27 protein-coding genes are annotated in these 21,453 nt (G+C 64.6%); 18 read left to right on the forward strand and 9 right to left on the reverse strand.

Annotated features, from left to right (window positions below):
* Positions 1-2: 2 nt before the first annotated feature.
* From EV698_RS07445 to EV698_RS07470, 6 genes are read left to right on the forward strand one after another with little or no spacing between them, the layout of a single operon-like run.
* On the forward strand, positions 3-584 hold the full coding sequence (locus tag EV698_RS07445; protein WP_130503458.1) for an energy transducer TonB: 582 nt from the start codon (positions 3-5) through the stop codon (positions 582-584).
* Positions 581-991 carry a Holliday junction resolvase RuvX gene (ruvX, locus tag EV698_RS07450; RefSeq protein ID WP_130503459.1) on the forward strand — a complete coding sequence of 137 codons (411 nt, stop codon included), beginning with the start codon at positions 581-583 and terminating at the stop codon, positions 989-991. The genes EV698_RS07445 and ruvX overlap by 4 nt, the downstream gene beginning before the upstream one ends.
* Positions 991-1,500 carry a bifunctional pyr operon transcriptional regulator/uracil phosphoribosyltransferase PyrR gene (pyrR, locus tag EV698_RS07455; protein WP_130503460.1) on the forward strand — a complete coding sequence of 170 codons (510 nt, stop codon included), beginning with the start codon at positions 991-993 and terminating at the stop codon, positions 1,498-1,500. The genes ruvX and pyrR overlap by 1 nt, the downstream gene beginning before the upstream one ends.
* The gene (locus tag EV698_RS07460) at positions 1,497-2,465 is read left to right on the forward strand and encodes an aspartate carbamoyltransferase catalytic subunit (RefSeq protein WP_130503461.1); all 969 of its coding nucleotides are present in this window, start codon (positions 1,497-1,499) and stop codon (positions 2,463-2,465) included. The genes pyrR and EV698_RS07460 overlap by 4 nt, the downstream gene beginning before the upstream one ends.
* Positions 2,462-3,745 carry a dihydroorotase gene (locus tag EV698_RS07465; RefSeq protein WP_130503462.1) on the forward strand — a complete coding sequence of 428 codons (1,284 nt, stop codon included), beginning with the start codon at positions 2,462-2,464 and terminating at the stop codon, positions 3,743-3,745. The genes EV698_RS07460 and EV698_RS07465 overlap by 4 nt, the downstream gene beginning before the upstream one ends.
* Positions 3,742-4,434, forward strand: a complete 693-nt coding sequence (locus tag EV698_RS07470) for a hypothetical protein (RefSeq protein WP_130503463.1) — start codon at positions 3,742-3,744, stop codon at positions 4,432-4,434. Before EV698_RS07465 ends, EV698_RS07470 begins: the two co-directional genes overlap by 4 nt.
* A 133-nt stretch (positions 4,435-4,567) precedes the next feature.
* Here the strand turns inward: EV698_RS07470 and EV698_RS07475 are convergent, their stop codons facing one another.
* The 3 genes from EV698_RS07475 to EV698_RS07485 form a co-directional block, all read right to left on the reverse strand.
* Entirely contained in the window at positions 4,568-4,783 is a 216-nt protein-coding gene (locus tag EV698_RS07475; protein ID WP_338069102.1) for a type II toxin-antitoxin system HicB family antitoxin, read from the reverse strand.
* Positions 4,784-5,035: 252 nt separating this feature from the next.
* Positions 5,036-5,260 (reverse strand): addiction module protein, encoded by a 225-nt coding sequence (locus EV698_RS07480; RefSeq protein ID WP_130503465.1) that lies wholly within the window; start codon positions 5,258-5,260, stop codon positions 5,036-5,038.
* 253 nt (positions 5,261-5,513) lie between these two features.
* Positions 5,514-5,624 carry a type II toxin-antitoxin system RelE family toxin gene (locus tag EV698_RS07485; RefSeq protein WP_130503466.1) on the reverse strand — a complete coding sequence of 37 codons (111 nt, stop codon included), beginning with the start codon at positions 5,622-5,624 and terminating at the stop codon, positions 5,514-5,516.
* A 381-nt stretch (positions 5,625-6,005) separates the two neighbouring features.
* On the opposite strand from EV698_RS07485, the gene EV698_RS07495 reads away from it, so the two are divergent.
* From EV698_RS07495 to EV698_RS07525, 7 genes are read left to right on the forward strand one after another with little or no spacing between them, the layout of a single operon-like run.
* A complete protein-coding gene (locus EV698_RS07495) occupies positions 6,006-6,716 on the forward strand; it encodes a YggS family pyridoxal phosphate-dependent enzyme (RefSeq protein WP_130503467.1) in 711 nt (236 codons plus the stop codon).
* The gene (gene proC / locus EV698_RS07500; protein ID WP_130503468.1) at positions 6,713-7,540 is read left to right on the forward strand and encodes a pyrroline-5-carboxylate reductase; all 828 of its coding nucleotides are present in this window, start codon (positions 6,713-6,715) and stop codon (positions 7,538-7,540) included. The genes EV698_RS07495 and proC overlap by 4 nt, the downstream gene beginning before the upstream one ends.
* Positions 7,541-7,542: 2 nt before the next feature.
* The gene (locus tag EV698_RS07505; RefSeq protein ID WP_130503469.1) at positions 7,543-8,121 is read left to right on the forward strand and encodes a YggT family protein; all 579 of its coding nucleotides are present in this window, start codon (positions 7,543-7,545) and stop codon (positions 8,119-8,121) included.
* A 2-nt stretch (positions 8,122-8,123) separates the two neighbouring features.
* Entirely contained in the window at positions 8,124-9,278 is a 1,155-nt protein-coding gene (metX, locus tag EV698_RS07510) for a homoserine O-succinyltransferase MetX (protein WP_130503470.1), read from the forward strand.
* Positions 9,275-9,877, forward strand: coding sequence for a methionine biosynthesis protein MetW (metW, locus tag EV698_RS07515; protein ID WP_130503471.1), 603 nt, complete (start codon positions 9,275-9,277; stop codon positions 9,875-9,877). Before metX ends, metW begins: the two co-directional genes overlap by 4 nt.
* Positions 9,878-9,890: 13 nt before the next feature.
* A complete protein-coding gene (locus EV698_RS07520; RefSeq protein WP_165385751.1) occupies positions 9,891-10,331 on the forward strand; it encodes a DUF4426 domain-containing protein in 441 nt (146 codons plus the stop codon).
* Positions 10,328-11,260: a histone deacetylase family protein gene (locus tag EV698_RS07525; protein WP_239016231.1), complete on the forward strand. Its 933-nt coding sequence runs from the start codon at positions 10,328-10,330 to the stop codon at positions 11,258-11,260. Before EV698_RS07520 ends, EV698_RS07525 begins: the two co-directional genes overlap by 4 nt.
* A gap of 221 nt (positions 11,261-11,481) precedes the next feature.
* Here the strand turns inward: EV698_RS07525 and zapE are convergent, their stop codons facing one another.
* A complete protein-coding gene (gene zapE, locus EV698_RS07530; protein ID WP_130503473.1) occupies positions 11,482-12,582 on the reverse strand; it encodes a cell division protein ZapE in 1,101 nt (366 codons plus the stop codon).
* Between the two features lie 145 nt (positions 12,583-12,727).
* On the opposite strand from zapE, the gene ilvD reads away from it, so the two are divergent.
* Positions 12,728-14,419, forward strand: a complete 1,692-nt coding sequence (gene ilvD, locus EV698_RS07535) for a dihydroxy-acid dehydratase (RefSeq protein WP_130503474.1) — start codon at positions 12,728-12,730, stop codon at positions 14,417-14,419.
* On the opposite strand, the gene EV698_RS07540 is transcribed toward ilvD, so the two are convergent.
* From EV698_RS07540 to EV698_RS07550, 3 genes are read right to left on the reverse strand one after another with little or no spacing between them, the layout of a single operon-like run.
* Positions 14,416-15,015 carry an SCO family protein gene (locus EV698_RS07540; RefSeq protein WP_130503475.1) on the reverse strand — a complete coding sequence of 200 codons (600 nt, stop codon included), beginning with the start codon at positions 15,013-15,015 and terminating at the stop codon, positions 14,416-14,418. The genes ilvD and EV698_RS07540 overlap by 4 nt on opposite strands.
* A complete protein-coding gene (locus EV698_RS07545) occupies positions 15,008-15,826 on the reverse strand; it encodes a cytochrome c oxidase assembly protein (protein ID WP_130503476.1) in 819 nt (272 codons plus the stop codon). Before EV698_RS07545 ends, EV698_RS07540 begins: the two co-directional genes overlap by 8 nt.
* Positions 15,823-16,128: a hypothetical protein gene (locus tag EV698_RS07550; protein WP_130503477.1), complete on the reverse strand. Its 306-nt coding sequence runs from the start codon at positions 16,126-16,128 to the stop codon at positions 15,823-15,825. Before EV698_RS07550 ends, EV698_RS07545 begins: the two co-directional genes overlap by 4 nt.
* 98 nt (positions 16,129-16,226) lie before the next feature.
* Here EV698_RS07550 and sohB point away from each other — a divergent pair, with 98 nt between their 5' ends.
* A complete protein-coding gene (sohB, locus tag EV698_RS07555; protein ID WP_130503478.1) occupies positions 16,227-17,231 on the forward strand; it encodes a protease SohB in 1,005 nt (334 codons plus the stop codon).
* On the opposite strand, the gene EV698_RS07560 is transcribed toward sohB, so the two are convergent.
* Positions 17,203-17,451, reverse strand: a complete 249-nt coding sequence (locus tag EV698_RS07560) for a sulfurtransferase TusA family protein (protein ID WP_130503479.1) — start codon at positions 17,449-17,451, stop codon at positions 17,203-17,205. The two genes, sohB and EV698_RS07560, sit on opposite strands and share 29 nt — an antisense overlap.
* A 67-nt stretch (positions 17,452-17,518) precedes the next feature.
* Between EV698_RS07560 and EV698_RS07565 the strand changes: the two genes are divergently transcribed.
* Together EV698_RS07565 and lipA are read left to right on the forward strand one after the other, a co-directional pair.
* A complete protein-coding gene (locus EV698_RS07565; RefSeq protein ID WP_130503480.1) occupies positions 17,519-17,728 on the forward strand; it encodes a hypothetical protein in 210 nt (69 codons plus the stop codon).
* Between the two features lie 19 nt (positions 17,729-17,747).
* Positions 17,748-18,755 (forward strand): lipoyl synthase, encoded by a 1,008-nt coding sequence (lipA, locus tag EV698_RS07570; protein WP_130503481.1) that lies wholly within the window; start codon positions 17,748-17,750, stop codon positions 18,753-18,755.
* Positions 18,756-18,758: 3 nt separating this feature from the next.
* On the opposite strand, the gene EV698_RS07575 is transcribed toward lipA, so the two are convergent.
* Complete coding sequence (locus EV698_RS07575) at positions 18,759-20,483, reverse strand: cation:proton antiporter (RefSeq protein ID WP_130503482.1); 1,725 nt, start codon at positions 20,481-20,483, stop codon at positions 18,759-18,761.
* A gap of 15 nt (positions 20,484-20,498) precedes the next feature.
* Here EV698_RS07575 and EV698_RS07580 point away from each other — a divergent pair, with 15 nt between their 5' ends.
* Positions 20,499-21,344, forward strand: coding sequence for a universal stress protein (locus EV698_RS07580; protein WP_130503483.1), 846 nt, complete (start codon positions 20,499-20,501; stop codon positions 21,342-21,344).
* Positions 21,345-21,453 lie beyond the last annotated feature (109 nt).

The raw sequence follows: 21,453 nt of genomic DNA on the forward strand, positions 1-21,453 counted from the left end.
TGATGGAAGATGCCGCCCTGGTCCGTGATCGCCTGCTGATGGCGATATTCGTGTCGGCGCTGGTGCACCTGATCGTGATTTTCGGGCCCGTCGGACCCGCCGGCCTGTCAGTACCCCGAATCGAGACTCGGGAGCCGCTCGAGGTGACCGTTCAGCCGGCTTCGACAACCCGGCAGCCGTCGCTGCGCCTGGTCACCGGCGCGGCCCGCGAGTCGTGGCCGACCCCATCGGCATCCAGCCCCCGGCAGCGCGCCGTCGACGGCACCACCGAGGATGCACCGACGGCGCGCTATTTGCGCGACTGGATCGTCCATACCGAGACGCTCGGCAACCGGGAGTATCCGCGCGAGCTGATCGAGGCCGGCATCACGGGCCGTGTCGTCGTCGCCATCACGCTGACCGCGGATGGGGAGGTTGTCGATACACGGATCCTCGGCGGCAGCGATCATCCCGCCCTGCAGGATGCGGCCCGTTCACTGGTGCAGAGTGCCGCCCCCTACCCCGCGGTACCGCCCGAGGTCCTGCAGGGCAACGACGAGCTGATCGTCACCCGCACCTGGTCGTTCGGCGAGGGAGAGCGATGAGCAGTGGCACCTACCTCGGGTTCGATGCCGGCAGCAAGCGCCTCGGCATCGCCGCCGGTGAGGCCATCACCGGTAACGCCCGTGCGCTCGAGGTGTTCGAATGCCACGAGGGCACGCCCGACTGGTCACGACTCGAATCGCTGATCCGTGAGTGGCGCCCCACCGCGCTGGTGGTCGGCATCCCGCGTCACGCCGATGGCAGTGCCTCGCACAGTACCCGCCTCGCGGAGCGGTTTGCGGGGGAACTGGCGCGACGCACCGGCTGCAGCGTCCATCGCATCGACGAGCACCTGTCGAGCCACGAGGCGCGGAGCGACCTGCGCCAGCGCGGTCGCCCGGCGAAGGTGATCGATGCCGAGGCGGCGCGTATCATCCTCGAGACTTGGCTAAGCGAGCAGACCCCGTAATGACAGACCTGCCCGACATCGAACCGCTATTAACCACCCTGACCGAGCGTGTCGCCGCGCTTGCCGAGGCGGAAGGCCCCGCACGATGCACGCTGGTCGGCATCCACCAGGGCGGCGCCTGGCTGGCACAGGCACTCCAGCAACGGCTGGGCTGGCAGGAGGCGCCGGGGACGCTGGATATCGCGTTCTATCGCGACGATCTTGCCCGGGGCGGCCTACCCGGCGCCGTAAGGCCATCGAAGATGCCGCTGGATATCGATGACCGGGTGATAATCCTCGTCGACGATATCCTCTACACCGGCCGGACCATTCGCGCCGCCCTGAACGAGATATTCGATTATGGCCGCCCGGCGGCGGTACGACTCGCGGTGTTGCTCGAGCGTCCGGGCCGCCAGCTGCCGATCGCGGCGGACATTGTCGCAGCGCCCATCGACCTCGCACCGGGCCAGCGCGTCAAGCTGCGCGGTCCCGATCCGCTGCACCTGGTGATCGAGGAGGCAAGCCCATGAGCGTCCAACTCAACGAACGGGGCGAACTGCGCCATTTCCTGACCACCGAGGGGTTGGACCCGCGCCTGCTCACGCGCATCCTCGACACCGCCGAGTCGTTTGCCGGGGTCATCGGCAAATCGGTCAAGACCGTCCCGCTGCTGCGCGGTCGCACGGTGGTCAACCTGTTCTTCGAGTCGAGCACCCGCACCCGGACCACCTTCGAACTCGCCGCCAAGCGCCTCTCCGCCGATGTCCTCAACATCGCCGTCGACACCACCACCACCAAGGGCGAGAGCCTGCTCGACATGCTGCGCAATCTGCAGGCGATGCAGGCCGACATGTTCGTCATTCGCCATGACCAGAGCGGCGCTGCGGAGTATTTCGCACGGCACGTCAACCCGGGCGTCGCCGTGCTCAACGCCGGTGACGGCTGGCATGCCCATCCCACCCAGGCGATGCTCGATGCCTACACCATTCGGCAGCACAAGGGTGCGTTCGAGCCGTTGCGGATCGCCATTGTCGGCGACATCCGCCACTCGCGCGTGGCGCGCTCGCAGATCCATGCCCTCAATGGCCTCGGCGCCGGCGAGGTCCGGGTGATTGCACCGAACACCCTGCTGCCGGCCGATGTGGATACGCTTGGCACGCATGTCTACAACGACCTCGAGGCCGGACTGCGGGACGTGGATGTGGTCATCGCCCTGCGCCTGCAGCATGAACGCATGCAGGGGGCCCTGCTGCCCGGCGAGTCGGAATACTTTCGCCACTACGGGCTCACCGAATCGCGTCTGCGCGCCGCCCACCCGGAGGCGATCGTCATGCACCCGGGCCCGATCAACCGCGGTGTAGAGATCGACTCCGAGCTCGCCGACGGGCCGCGCTCGGTCATCCTCGACCAGGTCACCAACGGTATCGCGATCCGCATGGCGGTCATGACCATGGTGCTGGGCGTGCAGCCCGACAATCCGCGGGAGGCCTCATGAGCCGCATCCTGATACGCAACGGCCGGTTGATCGACCCCGAGAGCGGGCTCGACGAAGTCGGCGATGTCGCCGTCGCGGATGGCCGCATCGTCCAGCTTGGTGGCCCCATCGACGACTTCACCCCGGACGAGTCCGTGGACGCCACGGATCGCTGGGTCATACCGGGACTGATCGACCTGAGCGCACGGCTGCGCGAGCCGGGTGGTACCCGCAAGGCCGATATTGTCAGCGAGACCCGTGCCGCGGCCGCCGCGGGCATCACGACGCTGGTCATGCCGCCGGATACGCATCCGGTCATGGACAGCCCGTCGGTGGTCGAACAGGTAGTCCGCCGGGCCGATCACGCCGCCAGTGCCCGGGTCGTGCCCCTCGGGGCGTTGACGCTGGGGCTGGCCGGCGAGCAGCTCTCCGGCATGGCCGGGCTGGCCGCGGCCGGCTGCCCGGCGGTCGCCGATGGCGGTCATCCGATCCGGGATTCGCTGGTATTGCAGCGGGCCCTCGACTACGCCTGCACGTTCGCGCTACCGGTCCTGTTGACCCCGGTGGATACGGACCTGGCAACCGGTTGCCTGAATGAAGGCCCGACGGCAACACGGCTCGGTCTGCCGGGCGTCCCGGCGGCGGCGGAGACCGCCGGCCTCGGGCGTCAACTGGCGGTGGCAGGGGGCACCCGCGCCCGGGTGCATTTCGGTCGCCTCTCAAGCGCGGAAGGGGTGCGCCTGCTGACCGGCGAGCTCGGCGAGAACCGGCACCTCACCGCCGATGTCGCCATCCATCAGCTTTTCCTGACCGATCAGGACGCCATGGAATACGACGCCCGCTTCCATCTCGACCCGCCGCTGCGTGACATCGTCGATCGTCAGGCGCTGCGGCAGGCCGTTGCCGATCGGGTCATCCGCATCATCTGCTCCGACCACCAGCCGCATGACCAGGATGCCAAGGATGGGCCCTTCGCGAGCACCGCGCCCGGTGCCAGCGGACTCGACACGCTGCTGCCACTGGTACTGCGACTGGTCGAGGACGGGATCCTGACCCTGCCGCGCGCGCTGGCCACGGTCACCGTCGAGCCGGCTCGCCTGCTGGGACTCGAGGTCGGGCGCATGGCGGTCGGCGGCGCCGCGGACCTTACCGTGGTCGACCCCGTCGCCCCCTGGTTCTGCACCCGGGAGACACTGCGCAGCCGCGGCCACAACTCGCCCTTCCTGGGCTGGGAATTCAGCGCGCGTGCCACTCACACACTGGTCGCCGGCCGACTGGTGCACCGACCCGACGAGGCATGACGCCGGCACGGCTGATCGACGCGACACCGGTCACCGACGACTGGTGGCTCATCCGCATCGAGTGGACGGCCGAATCGCCGGCGCCGGGTCAGTGGCTGTGGCTGGACCTGAATGGCCAGCGCTGCTGCCTGCCGGTCCGCGATGCCGATACCGGCGAGGGCTGGCTGGCGGGGATCCTCCCCGGCGCCCAACTGCCAGCGGGGATACGGCCGGGCACGCCGGTCGCCGTGTCATCCCTGCAGGGTCGGCCGATCCAGACCAATGCCAATGACCGGTTACTGATCCTGGGCGAGGATCTCGGTGTCGGTCCGGCCATTGCACTGGCAGAACGCCATCCCGATCAAACGCGACTGGTACTGCTCGGCGGGGAGCATGGCCTCCCCGGTCGTTTGGTCCCGTCCCGGTTTTTCATCCCGGCGCTGGCCGATGTCGCTATTGCCGGTCTCGCGTCACTCGAGCAGGCTGGCGTACCGGCCCGGGTGGCCCTTAATGACGACCGCCCCGGCGTCCACGAGGGCGGCGTGCTCAATCTGCTGGGGCGCTACCTGAGCGACACCCCCGAGGAGACCCGGCAGACGCTGCGGCTCATCGCCTTCGGGCCGTGGCACAGCCTGCATCCGTTTCGGAACGGCGTTGCGGCGACCGTTAACAGCGTCGAATGGGTGGAGTTACCGGCAAAGCCGGCATAGCGCGGAGTTTTTCGGTGTCTTTTCCCGGGCTCATGAGAGACGCGGGGCGTTTCAGGCGGTGGATATCATTCTTAACGGCGTCTCAAAATCGCCCGGGAAAAGACACCGAAAACCCTTTGGCCTGGGACCTTGCTCATACAGCTACTTCCGTAATCTCGGAATCTGGCCCATATGTCGCGTCGTCTTCGACGGTCTCCAAGTACAGTTCGACGGACTCCCTGATATTTTTTAGAGCCTCATCTTTGTTTTCGCCTTCGCTAATGCATCCTGTCAGGCTGGGCACGTAAGCGGTGTACCCACCTTCCTCACTGGGCTCGGGAACAACTGCTAATTTCATATCAAACTCCATAATTCTCTAGTCTCAAAGACTCTAACGCCCGACTCACGCGCCGGTCTGGATCCGCTAAGCAGCGGAAACTCGGTCGCTGTGCAGCCGATTGTTAAAGCCTGCCTAGCCAGTACTGCGGACGCCGCCGGTCATGGGCAATGGCCAGAATCTCAAATTCCTCTATAAGGGCACCACCTAATCCCGGAACTTTTGATTCGTAATAACCAACTGACTCCAGGAACTCGACTTCCGCCGCCGGGTGGAAAGAATAATTCATTTGATCAGTGCTTTAGCCTTCCTCATAACATCTTCACCAGACACAGCCTGAACTGTTCCGTTGTCGATCTCTTCGCCTCTGCGTTGAGCCTCCAGCAACCAATCGGATTTGAGCTCGTCGTCTGACGGAGACTCCAGACTCAACACCAGTCGCTGGATCAATTGGGCCCGTTCCTTTTTAGGAAGGTGGAGCGCCTCATCTTCGATTTTCTGGAGATTCATGGGAAACCTCTCGTAAACGTATTATTGAATTTTGACACAGATGGGTACTAGGGGTACCGAATATGCGGTATGAGCGGCCACATCGCCTGCTCAGAACATCTCCAATTCAGCTGAGTAGAAACGTTTCCTCAAGCGATTTCCACCAGCATGTACGGCTAACTGGCCGCTTATGCAGATGTTGAAGTAAAAGCGCCGCATAAACCGGTGCTCCAGCCATTTAAGATTGGCGGTACATCAATGCTCTCTCGCTACATCATGTGCCTATCACGACGAGCCGCTCATCTTGAATCTCGCAGATCACCCGATAGGCGCCCACCCGGTAGCGCCATAGACCGGTGAGCGAGCCACGCAAGGGAGCGCGCATACTCAACTGTCCACGCCACGCCAGAACTCCGCCGCACTCACGACCTCCTCGTCACCGCGACGCACCCGTTCAAGTGTTTGTTCGGCCAAGTAGATATCCTCGGTGTGTCCGGTGACATACATGTATAGCGTATGTAGTGGGTCGTTGGAAAACTTAGGAGGGATGCCTCACAAGGCCAGTCGTAGACCCCACGCTCACCACCCGTGACCTTCCACGTCTTTCCGGGGTGTTTCACCGGGCGATTTTGAGACGCCGTGAAGAATGATATCCACCGCCCGAAACGCTCCGCGTCTCTCATGAGCCCGGTGGAACACCCCGGAAAGCCCCCGGACCACGAACCGGTATTCGACGCCATGACACCTCCCGCCGTATTATTTCGCCATGACAACGACCGATGAAAACGACATCGCTACACGCCTGGCTGCCGTGCGCCAGCGGATCCGCGACGCGGAGCTGACCTACGGCCGCGAGCCGGGCAGTGTGGCGCTGCTTGCGGTGAGCAAACGCCAGCCCGTCTCGGCGCTGCGAACGGCGCTCGCCGAGGGGCAGCACGCCTTTGGCGAGAACTACCTCCAGGAGGGCGCGGACAAGCGCGAGGCCCTCGCTGCCGAGGCCATCGAGTGGCATTTCGTGGGCGCCATTCAGTCCAACAAGACCCGGGCGGTGGCCGAGGGATTCGACTGGGTGCATACGGTCGATCGGCTCAAGATCGCGCGACGGCTGTCGGAACAGCGCCCCGAGGGTCTGCCACCGCTGCAGTGCTGTCTGCAGGTCAACGTCAGCGGCGAGGCGAGCAAATCCGGCGCCGAGCCGGCGGCGGTGCGGGAACTGGCGCATGCCATTGCCGCCCTCCCCAACATCCGCCTGCGCGGCCTGATGACGCTGCCCGAGGCGGTCAGCGAGTTTGACGCCCAGCGCGCCGCGTTCCGCCGGCTGCGCGAGCAGCAGGCCGAGCTCATCGACGACGGACTGGCACTCGATACCCTGTCCATGGGCATGTCCAACGATCTGGAAGCGGCGGTGGCCGAGGGGGCGACAATGGTTCGCCTCGGTACCGCCGTTTTCGGACCCCGACCGGAGAAACAGCCTTGAGTGAGAAAACCATCGCCTTCATCGGTGGCGGCAACATGGCCCGCAGCCTGATCGGCGGGCTGATCGCCGATCGCCACCCGGCCACCCGACTGCGCATCGCAGAGCCGGACGCCGAGCGTCGCAAGGCCCTGATCGACGATTTCGACGTCCAGGCCTTCCAGGAAAACGCCACGGCAATACGCGGTGCCGACGTGATCATGCTGGCCGTCAAGCCGGCACGGATCGCCGACGTGGCCCGCGAGCTCGCACCCCATATCCGTGATCAGAAAAGCCTCGTGATCTCGGTGGCGGCCGGGGTTCGCTCCGCCGACATCAATCGCTGGCTGGGTGGCGAGAGCCCGGTGGTGCGAGCCATGCCCAATACACCGGCACTCGTGCAGACCGGCGCGACGGCCCTGTTCGCCAACGAGCAGGTCAGCGAGGAGCAGCGCAACCTCGCCGAGAGCATTCTCCGCGCCGTGGGCATGGTCGTATGGCTGACCGATGAGCAGGACATGAATACCGTTACCGCCATCTCCGGCAGCGGGCCCGCGTATTTCTTCCTCACCATGGAGGCCATGCAGGCCGCCGGCGAATCGATGGGACTGGACGCGAGGACCGCGCATCTGCTCACGCTCGAGACCGCCCTGGGGGCGGCGCGTATGGCGCTGGAAAGCCCCGAGGACGTCGATAAACTCAAGCGTCGGGTAACCTCGCCGGGAGGGACCACCGCCGCCGCCATCGGCGAACTGGAAGACGGCGACCTGGCCGGGCTCTACCGACGGGCCCTGCGGGCCGCCGCCCACCGCGCCGAGGAGCTGGGCAACGAACTGGGGGATCAGTAGTCGTGGGATCGGGCTATCTCGCCAACCCCCTCGCCTTCCTGGTGGACACGGTATTCAGCCTGTACATCATGGCGGTCATGCTGCGTTTCCTGCTGCAGTGGTCGCGGGCGGATTTCTACAACCCGCTCTCGCAGTTCCTGGTGCGCATCACCCAGCCGGCGCTACAGCCACTGCGTCGGTTCATCCCCGCCTGGGGGGGCGTCGACATCGCGGCGATCGTGCTGATGATCATTCTCCAGATCATCGCGCTCAGCCTACTGATGGCCATCGCCGGGGTGACGCCACGTATCGATTACCTGCTGCTGCGTGCGCCGGCCGAGCTGATCAGCCTGCTGCTCAACGTCTACCTGATCGCGATCGTGGTCCGGGCGATCCTCTCCTGGGTCAGCCCCAATGACTACAATCCCGCAACGACGGTCCTGCTCGGTCTTACCGAGCCGGTCATTCGCCCATTCCGCGCGATCCTGCCCGATCTGGGCGGGATCGACCTGTCACCGCTTGCCGCTATCGTTGCCATTCAGGTGGTGAAGATGCTGGTGCTGCCACCGCTCGACCAGATCGCCCCCGGGCTGATGATGTAACCATGACAGCGCTGGCCGACGAGGGCTCGGTGGGGGTCATTACCCCCCGGACCGTGGATTTTGACGAACCCCTGGCGCTGGACTCCGGGCGAGTCCTGCCGGCCTATACGATCGCCTACGAGACCTACGGCGAGCTCAACGCCGACGCCAGCAACGCCATCCTTGTCTGCCACGCGCTGTCCGGGAACCACCATGCGGCGGGCTATCACCACCACGACGAGCGCAAGCCGGGCTGGTGGGAGGCCTGCATCGGGCCGGGAAAACCGCTGGACACCAACCGGTTTTTCGTTGTCTGCAGCAACAATCTCGGTGGCTGTCACGGCTCGACCGGACCAACGTCGACAGACCCCGAGACCGGCCACCTCTACGGCGCCGACTTCCCCCTCGTAACGGTGCGTGACTGGGTGCGCAGCCAGGCGCGACTTGCCGATCATCTCGGTATTGAACGCTGGGCGGCGGTGGCCGGTGGCAGCCTGGGTGGCATGCAGGCCATGCAATGGGCCATCGACGAGCCCGAGCGCCTGCGGCATGCCGTCGTGATTGCCGCGGCGCCGCGCCTGTCCGCACAGAACATCGCCTTCAACGAGGTCGCGCGCCAGGCGATCCGCTCCGATCCGGACTTCCAGGAGGGCCGGTACGCCGTCACCGGTGATCGACCCCGGACGGGTCTGATGCTGGCGCGCATGCTCGGTCACATCACCTATCTCTCGGAAGCGGCCATGGGCGAGAAATTCGGGCGCGACCGGCGCGGCACGGCCGGCGGCTATCGCTACAACTATGATGTCGAGTTCGAGGTCGAGAGCTATCTGCGCTACCAGGGGCAGTCGTTCGTCGACCGCTTCGATGCCAATACCTATCTGTTGATGACGCGGGCACTGGACTATTTCGATCCGGCGGCTGGCCATGATGGTGATCTGGCGGCGGCGCTCAGCGGCGTCACGGCGCCGTTTTTCGTTGCCTCTTTCACCAGCGACTGGCGGTTCCCGCCGGCGGCAAGCCACGAGATCGTCCGTGCCCTGCTCGATACCGACAAGCGGGTCAGCTATGCCGAGATCCGCGCCAACCAGGGCCATGACGCCTTTCTCATGCCCGTGCCGCGTTATCGCGAGGTGTTTACCACGTATATGCAGCGGGTGGCCGCGGAGGTCGGGGTATGAGTCCGTTGCGCTCGGATCTGGAGATCGTCGCCAGCTGGGTCGGTCGTGGCGATCGAGTACTCGACCTCGGCTGTGGCGACGGTCGTCTCCTCAGACACCTGTTCGATCGCCGCCAGGCCACGGGCTATGGCCTGGAGATCGACCCGGAGGGCATCACCCGGAGCATTGCCAACGGCGTCAACGTCATCGAGAGCGATATCGACGAGGGGCTGTCCGATTTCGACGACAATGCCTTCGATCAGGTCATCCTCACCCAGACCCTGCAGGCCGTGCAGCGGCCCGATCAGCTGCTGAGGGAGATGCTGCGGGTGGGCCGGACCGGGATTGTGACCTTCCCCAATTTCGCTTATTACCGCCTGCGCTGGCATCTCGCGGTCAAGGGTCGGATGCCGATGAGCCATGCACTCTCCTATGCCTGGTACGAGACGCCGAACATCCATTTCTGCACGATCCACGACTTCGAAGCGCTCTGCGAGCAATTGAGTATTCACATTATCGAGCAGCGCGTGTTATCTCATGACTACAAGAGCCCGTTACTGGCGCGCTGGATTCCCAACCTGTTCGGAGAGGTCGCGCTCTACCGAATCTGTCGGGCCTGAAGGAGAGAAGAACATGAGGCACTACGGCCCCTGCATCGCCGTCCTGGTGGCGGCCCTGCTGCTGAGCCTCCCGGTTGCTGCGCACGCGCAGCAGTCCGATCGCTTCGGCGACTATGAAATCCACTACAGCGCCATACCCACCGGGATGCTCAACGACCAGGTCGCCGGCGAATACGGCATCGTCCGCAGCCGCACCCGGGGAATGGTCATGATTACCATCCTTCGCGACGGCAAGGCGGTCTCCGGTCAGGTGGATATCCTCGCCCGTGACGAGGATGACAAGGTGACTGAGGTCGGTGCCCAGCGTGTCCGCGAAGATGGCTGGGTCTCCTATGTCGGTACCTTCCCGATCGAGGCGGGCGATGCGCTGATATTCGAGATCGAGGTCAACCCCCATGCCGGTAGCGAGACCTACCCGGTGGCATTTCGGCAAACCTTCTACCCCGGAGAGTGAACAACGTGTCGACCTGGTTGATCAGCCACAACGATTGCCTGCACCACGATACTGGTAGCAATCACCCCGAGCGCATCGAACGGCTGGAGGCCATCCTCGCCGCGCTGGACACGCCCGGATTCTCCGAGCTCGAGCGCCACGAGGCGGAGATGGCGTCCCGAGCGGCCCTGCAACGCGCCCACGGCGAGGATTACATCGACGCCGTAATGGCCGCTATCCCGTCCGCCGGTCATTCGCAGTTCAACGCCGACACCACCCTGTCGCCGGGATCGGGGGATGCCGCCCTGCGCTCCGCCGGCGCGGCGATTCAGGCGGTCGATGCCATCCAGAATGGCGACGCGCGGCGCGTTTTCTGCGCCACACGCCCCCCGGGGCACCATGCCGAGCCCGACGAGTCGATGGGCTTTTGCCTGTTCAGCAACGCGGCCATCGCGGCACTGCACGCGCAGGCCGCGCATGGTGTCCAGCGCGTCGCCGTGGTCGACTTCGACGTGCATCACGGCAACGGCACACAGACCATCCTCACCGGGCGCGAGGGGCTTTTCTACCTCTCCACCCACCAGTATCCGCTGTTCCCGGGGACGGGCAGCCGCAAGGAGAACCGGCCCGGTAATATCCTCAACATCCCGATGCCCGAGGGGACCGGGTCGGCGGATTATCGCCAGCAATTCCACTGCGAGGCGATCTCCGCGCTCATCGACTTCGATCCCGAACTGCTGATCATCTCGGCCGGGTTCGATGCCGCCGTCGAGGACCCGCTCGCGGGACTCGCCCTGACAACGGATGATTTCGCGTGGATCACCGACGAGCTGGTCGCCGTCGCCAACTACTGCTGCGGGGGTCACATCTGCTCGTTACTCGAGGGTGGATATGACCTCGATGCCCTCGCCCGTGGGGTGGCTGCCCACGTCGGCGGACTCATGAAATAGGTCTTGACAGATCCGGTTGTGCACAGCATAGAGCCCGCGAGCGACGCCGCGGAACGCTAACTGCCTGATACCGGCGGATAAATCATAACCCATTGTTTTTATTGACCATTTATAAATGGTTAATGATTCACCAATTCGCGAAAACATCCGTCATCAGGGCATTTGCGCCATTCATCCCCGTGTTCCTCCACAGACTTGTCCACAGGGTCTGGGGAAAACCTTCACGGCCGGTGGGGCAAGGCCAGATACTCGTAGGACTGCATCTCCCGCAGCCTCGAGACGATGCGTCGAAACTCGAAATGCAGGTACCGGCCGCGGTACAGCCACTCGATATCCGCAGTCGCCGAGATAATCAGCTTGACGCCCCGATCGTAGAACTCGTCCACCAGGGCCGCGAAGCGACGGGCCGCGTCTTCCCGGTCCCGATCAAGGATCGGCACGCCCGAGAGGATGACGGTGTGGAACCGGCGGGCGATCTCGACGTAGTCATCGGCGCTCCGCGGTCCCTCGCACAGGGCACCGAACCGGCACCAGAGCACGCCGTCGCCAAGCGCGCGCACGGGGATGTCGCGCTGGTTGATCGCAAGCTCCGGCGTCTCGTGATCGCGCTCCGGACACATCCGCTCGAAGGTCTCCGCCAGCGCAGTCTCGGCACGATCGTCCGCGGGGACGTGATAGATCGGCGCACGGCTGAGCAGCCGCAGGCGATAGTCGATGCCGCCATCGACGTTCACGACCCGCAGGTTGCGCTCGAGCAGCTCGATTGCCGGCAGGAACCGGTCGCGCTGCAATCCGCCCGCGTAGAGCCCCTCCGGGGGGATGTTCGACGTCGCCACCAGCGTTACCCCCTCGTCGATCAGACCGTGGAGGAGGCCCGAGAGGATCATGGCGTCACCGATATCACTGACAAAGAACTCGTCGAAGCACAACACCCGCAGATCGGCCGCCCATTCCGTGGCGAGGCTGCGGAGCGGATCGGGCTGCTCCCGGAGCCAGCGCAGACGGTAGTGGGCGGACTGCATGAAGCGGTGGAAATGCACCCGCCGCTTACCGATCTCCGCCGGCAGGCATTCGTAGAACGTATCCATCAGGTAGGTCTTGCCCCGGCCGACGCCACCCCATAGGTACAACCCCGGAATGACATCGGTTGACTTGCCGCGATGGCGATCCCACCAGCCGCGCCAGCCCGTCGGCCGCGAGGGCTGCGCGAGCAGGGATGCATGCAGCGTATCCAGCGCCTCGACCGCGACGCGCTGCGCCTCGTCGTCGACGAAATCCCCGCCGGCCAGATCCGCCTCGTAGCGGTTCTTTGGCGTTGTCACCGCCCGTGCCTGCCCTGTCGCTTCGATCGGCCACAGAGTATGCCATTCCGATGCCCCGAATGATGACCGGCAACAATTGCCAGCCGTCCCGGAGTTTCGTATTTTGACGGTCTGATCTTCTCTGTCACGCAATCAAGGACTGGAAATGGCCGACAACCGCCGTAGCCGCGTCGTCACCGAGGGACGCGCTCGCACCCCCAACCGCGCAATGATGCGAGCCGTTGGCTTCACCGATGACGACTTCGAAAAGCCCATCGTTGGCGTCGGGAATGCCCACAGCACCATCACGCCCTGCAACATCGGCATCGGCGCGCAGGCCGAGCGCGCCAGTGACGCCCTGCGCAGTGCCGGTGCCATGCCGGTGAGCTTCGGCACGATCACCATCTCCGACGGCATCTCCATGGGCACCGAGGGGATGAAATACTCCCTCGTATCCCGCGAGGTGATCGCCGATTCCATCGAGACCGTCTGCAACGGCCAGAGCCTCGATGGCGTCCTTGCCACCGGCGGCTGCGACAAGAACATGCCCGGGGCGATGATCGGCATCGCCCGGCTGAATATCCCGGCGATCTTTGTCTACGGCGGCACCATCAAGCCCGGCCATTACAAGGGCGAGGATCTCACCATCGTCAGTGCCTTCGAGGCGGTGGGACAGTCCGCGGCCGGCAACCTGTCGGACGAGGATCTCAAGGGCGTGGAGATGAATGCCTGCCCGGGGGCCGGTTCCTGCGGGGGCATGTTCACCGCCAACACGATGTCCAGCGCCTTCGAGGCGATGGGGATGAGCCTCATGGGCTCGAGCACGGTGTCGGCGGTGGATGACGAGGCCCGCGAGGTCGCGAGCCGCGCCGCCGAGGTACTGGTCGACGCCATCCATCACCAGCGCCTGCCCCGCGACATCATGACCCGCCCGGCCGTCGAGAACGCGGTAACCGTGGTCATGGCGCTAGGCGGATCGACGAACGCGGTACTGCATCTGCTGGGCATCGCCAACGCCTGCGAGGTGGATTTCTCCATCGACGATATCGAGCGTATCCGCCAGCAGGTGCCGGTGCTCTGCGACCTCAAGCCCTCGGGACGGTTCGTGACCAGTGAGTTCCACGATGTCGGCGGGACACCACAGGTCATGAAGATGCTGCTCGCGAAAGGGTTGCTGCATGGTGACTGCATGACCATCACCGGCCAGACCATCGCCGAGCTGCTGGCCGACGTGCCGGCGACGCCGCCGGCTGACCAGACGGTCATCCACGACTTCGACAATCCGGTGTACGCCGAGGGGCATCTGGCGATCCTGCGCGGCAACCTGGCCGCCGAGGGGGCGGTCGCCAAGGTCAGCGGTATCAAGAAACGCCGCATCGAGGGACCCGCCCGGGTGTTCGACTCCGAGGAGCTCGCCATGGAGGCGATCCTCAACGACAGCATCCAGGCGGGTGACGTGGTCATCATCCGCTACGAGGGGCCGAAGGGAGGCCCGGGCATGCGCGAGATGCTCGCTCCCACATCGGCGATCATCGGCCGCGGGCTGGGTGACGCGGTGGGCCTGATCACCGATGGCCGGTTCTCCGGCGGCACCTATGGCATGGTCGTCGGGCACGTGGCGCCGGAGGCGGCCAGCGGCGGCAACATCGGACTGGTGGAGGAAGGCGATACCGTGATCATCGATGCCGACCGGAACCTCCTCGAGGTCGCGGTCAGCGAGGACACGCTCGCCGAACGCCGTGCCCACTGGCAGCCGCGACCGCCCAACTACCGGCGCGGGGTGCTGGGCAAGTTCGCCCGGCTGGTGAGCTCGGCCTCCTACGGCGCCGTGACCGACAAGGACCTGTTCGAGGACTAGCTCCGGGCGATGCGCCGAAGATCGGCGGCCATCGCGGTCACGCTGTCGCTCGGGCGGAACAGCGCCCGGGCATCGCCGTCGGCATCGAACACATACATCGCGCTGGAGTGGGAGACGTTGTAGTCCCCGTATTCATTCGGTTTGTCATAGCCGAAGGTTGCACGGTAGCGCTTGGTGAGCTCCCGGACCCGCTCGACCGGCGCCGTGGCCCCGGTCACCCGGTCACTGAAGAACGCGGTGTAGTCGCTGAGACGCTGTGGCGTATCCCGACCGGGATCCACCGAGACAAACAGCACCTGGAGCTCGGTATCCAGCCCCTCGCCGGCCGCTTTCGTGGCCGCGGTTATCCGCGCCATGGCGGTCGGGCAGACATCCGGGCAGTGCGTGAATCCGAAAAAGACCACCGTTGGCGCGCCCTCCATGTCGGCGGCGGTGATCGTCTCGCCGGTCTCGCTGGTCAGGCGGAAGGTCAGATCGGGCAGCAGTCCCTCGATCCCCTTGGTCTGGTAGCCACTGCCGCCGCAGGCACCGAGCCCCACGGCCATGAGGATCGGCAGGACGATGCGGGCGGCCAGGCCGGAATATCGGTTATGCATCGGAGTCACTCCTCTCCAGACGGAATGCCAGCACGATCACGGCGGCCATTACGCTCATCATCGACGCCGGAATCCAGGTAATCAGCCCGCCGATCTGCTGGTCGAGCAGCGGATCGATGGGAAACGCCCGGCCACAGACATCGTATATCTCGAACAGATTCTGCCGGCTGAAGGTGATGTAGGCACCCAGGGCGATTTGCGGCGGCATGACCAGTGCCAGCAACAGGATACGACGTCCGGGACTCAGCCGGGGTGTCGATCCCGGATTGCCACGCTCGAATATAAGCCACCAGAACAGCAGCCCGTCGAGCATCATCGTCCAGTTCATGAACCAGTAGAGATCGATGCTCAGCATGGCATCGAAATGGATCTCGGGGGTCAGCCAGAAGTAGATCAGCCCCACGAAAAGCGTCCCGGCGATGAACGGTTGTTGCAGCCCGCGGTAGATCGTTCGAAGTACCCGAAAGGCCGGTGCCGCACGCCCCTGCGGCAGCGCCCGGATCCGTGCCGGCATGGCCGTGGCCAGCACCGACGCCGGCATCGCCAGGGCAATCAGGAACGGCCCGAGGTGATGCAGAATCAGATGCTGGAGGCGATGGGCGGCAAACAGGTACTGCGAATAGTAGTCGTAATGCGTCTGTGTGACCGCGTAGATCAACGCGATCCCGCCGAAATACGACAGTGCCGCCCAGAATCCCGGTTGCGCGCCGCGCATCATGCCGATGGCATACAGGCTGACCGCGAGCGCACAGGCAAGGAACACCGGTAGCGACGGTTCCCAGGGCTGCAACCAGGTGGCAAGCGTGTTCATTGCGAGCGAAGACTAGCAACGCCCTGCATCTGCGTACAGGCGTTGCGGGTGACCAGGATCGCGGCCTGGCTGCTTTGATAGAGCGCTCCGGCCTCGCGCATTCGTGCCAGCAACCGGGCGGTCGCCTCGTCGCTCGGGGCAGCAATCGTTTCGACAAAGAAATCGCGGTCTTCCACCAGTACCGGCAGGCGACGCTTGAATGCCCGAAATGCCGTTCCCTTCTGCACAGCACTCGCCCGATCGACCTGCCGCAGTGTCCACACCTCGACACCGCGATGGAGAAATGCCGGTTCATTCATCATCGGTCTTGCCCTCCCCTGCGCCGGGTGGCTTCTTTCACGTGGTGGCTCGCGTAAACTCGGTGCTTTATCACGATCGGCATTCATCAAAGGAGAATGCGATGGAATTCGTGCAGGATTATGCCTCTTTCCTGGCTCGCGTGCTTACCCTGCTGGTCGCCTTTGGGGTGCTGCTGGGCATGATCGGCGGCATGACCAGCCGCCGTCGCGGCCGTCATCGCGAGGAGCTCGAGGTCGAGCCACTCAATCGCCGCTACGAGGCCATGAGCCGTCGCATCCAGCACGGCCTGCAGCGCAACCGCCGCAACCTCCTGCAGCGCCTGAAAGAGCGCCGCCAGAAAAAGCGCAAGCAGGAGGGTGAGGGCCGACTGCCACGCCTGTTCGTTCTCGATTTCGACGGTGATATCCGCGCCACGGCGGTTGATTCGCTGCGCGAGGAAGTCAGCGCCATCATTGCCAGCGCCAAGCGCGACGACGAGGTCCTGGTGCGGCTCGAGAGCCCCGGCGGCGCCGTCCCCGGTTACGGCCTCGCCGCCAGCCAGCTGGCCCGGCTGCGCGAGGCCAACATCCGGCTAACCATCTCGGTCGACCGGGTTGCCGCCAGCGGCGGCTACCTGATGGCCTGTGTAGCGGATCGGATCGTCGCTGCTCCGTTCGCCCTGATCGGCTCGATCGGCGTAGTGGCCCAGCTACCCAACTTCCATGGCCTGCTCAAGCGCAACGACGTCGAGTTCGAGCTGCATACCGCCGGCGAGTACAAACGCACGCTGACGATGTTCGGCGAGAACACCGATGAAGGGCGGGAGAAATTCCGCGAGTCGCTCGAGGAAATCCACGACCTGTTCAAGCACCACATCGCGCGCTACCGCCCGCGGCTCGACCTCGACCGGGTCGCGACCGGGGAACACTGGCTGGGGGAGCGCGCGCTTGAACTGGGCCTGGTGGATGACCTCGGCACCAGTGATGACCTGCTCCTCGAGCGGCGCGAGCGCATGGAACTGATCAGTCTGAGCTGGCACCAGGCGCCGTCGTTCACCCGCCGGCTGTCGGTGGTGGCGGAGTCGCTCCTGGCCCGGCTCAAGGGCCCTTCTCAAGCCAGAATGTGAGCACGTCGTCGCCCTGCTCCTCGTGCAACAGCCGGTGCTCGGTGGTGTCACAAAAGGCACGGAAATCGATCACGGCGTGCGGGTCCGTCGCCTGCACGGCCACGCACTCGCCGACCGCCATGTCGCGGAGTGCCTGCTTGGTGCGCAGGATGGGTAGCGGGCAGCTCAGGCCGCGCAGATCCAGTTCGCGATGGGCATGGGGCTGTGACGTTGCGGCCATGGAGGCGATCCGGTTTCGAACGTATACTGGATTTTACAACAGATGGTCAGGATTCGGAGGTGTCGTCATGAGCAATGAACGGCCGAACGAGACAGAACACGACCCGACAACATCGTCGAACGACGAGCAGCAGCAGGGCCACGATCCGCGGCCGGTCAGTGACGGCCGTCTGCGCGAGGAAATGAGCCGCGAGGAGGTTGAGACCTACCGGAAGGACGCCGACAAGGCCCACGCCAACTGGTTTTCGGTCATGAACAACCCCTACGGCAAGGACTGAACCAGGCAAGGAGTCGGACATGCCGGAACTCAAGGGCATCCCCGTTGTTGTCAGCGGCCAGAAGGTCGACAAGGACAACGGCATTCGTGCAATCAAGAACGGCGTCAAGGCGCAGCGGGACACGGCACCGATCGGGCGCGGCGACAAACCGGACTGGCTGCGCGTCAAGGTCCCGACGGGCGAGACGTATCAGAAGGTCCGCAACACCGTACGCGAACACAAGCTGGCAACGGTCTGCGAAGAGTCCATGTGTCCCAACATGGGTGAGTGCTGGAGTGCCGGCACGGCCACGATCATGCTCATGGGCGACGTCTGCACGCGGGCGTGCAAGTTCTGCGCAGTCGACACCGGCAACCCGAAGGGCTGGCTTGATGACAACGAGCCCAACGGCGCCGCGACCACCGTCGAGCTGATGGGCCTGAAGTACGTCGTGCTGACCTCGGTGGATCGCGATGACCTACCCGACGGCGGGGCACAGCACTATGCGGACTGCATTCGCGAGATCAAGCGCCGCAACCCGAACACCGCCGTCGAGGCCCTGACCCCGGACTTCAACGGCCGCCACGAGGCGATCAACACCGTCGTGGATACCGGGCTGGAGGTCTTCGCCCAGAACGTCGAGACGGTCAAGCGCCTCACCCATCCGGTCCGGGATCCGCGGGCGGGCTATCAGCAGACGCTGGATGTCCTCGCCTATGCCAAGCAGCGGCGCCCGGACGTGCTCACCAAGACCAGCCTCATGCTGGGCCTGGGCGAGACCGACGAAGAGATCATCGAGACCATGGACGATCTACGCGCCATCGGTATCGATATCGTGACCTTCGGGCAGTACCTGCGCCCCACGGTCAACCATCTGCCGGTGGATCGGTATGTAACGCCGACGGAGTTCGAGCGCTACCGCGAGATCGGCCTCGGCAAGGGATTCCTGGAGGTGGTCTCCGGCCCGCTGGTGCGCTCGAGTTACCGCGCCGATCGCGTCCTCGAGAAGAACAACGTCGGTCTCGACAAGGCTGCCGGCGAAGGCTGAGCATCAGGACGATTCGTCGGGCGTCTCGTCCGGCGCAATCGTCGGTATCGGCGTCCTCTGCAATTCCTCGGCGCCGCAGATCAGGTCTACGGCCCGGTCGGCGGCGTCCTGGAATGGCTCCAGCACCATATCCGCACCATGCTCACGCAGCTCCTCGCTCTCGTGGGCATTGTGCGAGGCGATGGCGATCCGGCCATTGAACGGATGCGCGCGAATCACCTGCGCGAGGGTATGACGGCTGTCCTCATGGCTCAGGCCCGTGGGATGCCGGGGCATGGTGCTCAGGGCCCATTGCGCACCATCCAGTGGCAGCGAGCCGACGAATTCCGGATCCGCCGCATCCCCGTAATCGGCGTTGAGCCCCAGTTCCCGGGCGCGGTGGACCGCCCGCGGATTGAAATCGATCCCCAGCACGGACAGGCCGCGCTTTTGCAGACGCAGGCCGATCGCCGTACCAAAGCGCCCCATGCCGAAGATCACCACATCGAAGGTCCGACCGCTGTGCTGGAACTCGCCCTCGGGCTCGCGCCAGGGTGTCCTGCGCTCGAAAACGGAGAGATAGGGACCGAAGCGATCGTACAGCTGACCTGAATACGTGATCATGTAGACCGACACGGCGATGGTGACCAGGCCGACCAGTGTCACCAGGCCCAGCGCCTCCTCGCCGATATGACCCAGCGTTAGTCCCATGCTGATGAAAATCAGCGAAAACTCGGAAATCTGCGCGACTGTCAGCCCGGCGAGGAAACCGGTTCGACGCCGATAGCCGATGGCCCCCATGATCGCCAGCACGATCAGCGGGTTGCCGATCAGCACGAACGCGGAGAAAACAAGCGCCATGCCGAGGCTATCGCCCAGCAGCGTCATATCCAGCGTCGACCCGAGCGAGATGAAGAAGAACAGCAGCATGAAGTCGCGTAGCGGCGCCAGTCGGGCGGAGATAGTCTCGCGATAGGGGGTCGAGGCGAGCGACACCCCGGCCAGCAGTCCGCCCAGTTCCTTCCCCAATCCAATGACATCCGCCACGGTGGCAATCACCGCGGCCATTGCAATGGAGAAGATCACGAGCAGTTCCGGTGCTTGCGCGAGACGGGCACTGAGGGGATTCGCGGCATAGCGTACGAAGAGCACCACGAGGCCGACCAGCGCGACGCCGGCCGCCAGAACCAGCAGGACGCTCATACCGCCCCCGCCCTCCTGGCTGCCAATGCCCAGGGTCGAGAGCACGATCATGGCGACGACCACCACCAGGTCCTGGACAATCAGGAACCCGAGCGCGATCTGGCCATGCAGGGATTCGATCTCGCGCTTGTCGGAGAGCAGCTTGACAATAATGATGGTACTGGAGAACGTAAGCGCAACGGCGACGTAGATCGAGGTCACCGGATCCAGTCCCATCATCAGCCCGATGACAAAGCCGAAACCGGCCGTAAACGCGACCTGGCCGAGCCCGGTAATGACCGCGACGGCGCCGAGTGAACGGACCAGTTTTATATCGAGCTTGATGCCGACAAGGAACAAGAGGATTGCGATGCCCAGTTCGGACAGTAGCTCGATTTGCTCTTCGGAGTGAACGATGTCGAGGACGGAGGGACCGGCGATAATCCCCACCGCAATGAAACTCACGATCAGCGGCTGGCGCAGCACGAGGCCGATCGAGCCGATGACGGCGGCAAGCATCAGCAGCGTGGCGACCTCGGCGAATGCGGAGTTGAGCATGAATTCCATGAATCGCTTCCCTCGATGAACCATCTCCTCGTTGCGACCGACCTGAGCGACCGCTCCGAGCGCGCACAACGCCGCGCCACACTGCTGGCACGTCGACATGGTCTGGCAATCAGGCTGGTCTATGTGATTGATACCGACCAGCCTGCTGCGCTGATCGAAAGCCAGCGTGATCAGGTCTCTACGATCCTACAGCGGCTTGCACGGACAATCGAGACATCGGATGGCATCAGCTGCTCGACCGATGTCCGGACGGCTGGGAGCATCGAGGTGGGCATCCAGTCCAGCTTGAGCGATGACACCCGCCTGATCGTGCTTGGCAGCCACCGCAAACGGCCATTCCGGGACCTGTTCCTGGGCGGGACCTCCGAGCGCATCATCGCCCATGCCGAGCGGCCCGTCCTTGTTGTCCAGGGGCCACCGATCGAGGATTATCGAAGAGTGCTGCTGACCACAGATCTCTCGGCGGGATCGCGCGAGGCCGCCGATCAGCTCGCCAGTCAGTCACTGATCGCCGATGCCTCCGTTACGGTCCTGCATGTCGCCGGATCCCTGGAGCGATCAGCGACTGCCAGCAATCAGGCGACGGACGCCGGTCAGGAGAAGATGCTCGCCCATGCACAGGCCGTAGCGGCGGACGCCCTCGACCGGTTGGTCACGGAATCGAACCTGGGGATGGTGGCGCAGCGCGTGGAAGCGGACCCACGCCCGGTCGCCGCCACGATCCTGGAAGTCGCGGAACGCGAAGGCAGCGATCTCATCGTGCTCGCGCCCCGCCAGCGCACCGGCGTCGAGACCTTCCTCCGCTACAGCGTCACGACACGAATGCTGAACGCGTCACCGGTGGACTTACTCGTCCTGTAACGCCACCCGAGGGTAGTCTGCCGCCTTTGGTCCTTCCTCCCGGGCTCACACGAGATGCGAAGCCTGTCAGGCAGTGGATATCACTTTGATCGGCATCTCGAGATCGCCC

It is taken from the genome of Spiribacter vilamensis, from assembly GCF_004217415.1.
GTDB classification, from domain to species: Bacteria; Pseudomonadota; Gammaproteobacteria; order Nitrococcales; family Nitrococcaceae; genus Spiribacter; species Spiribacter vilamensis.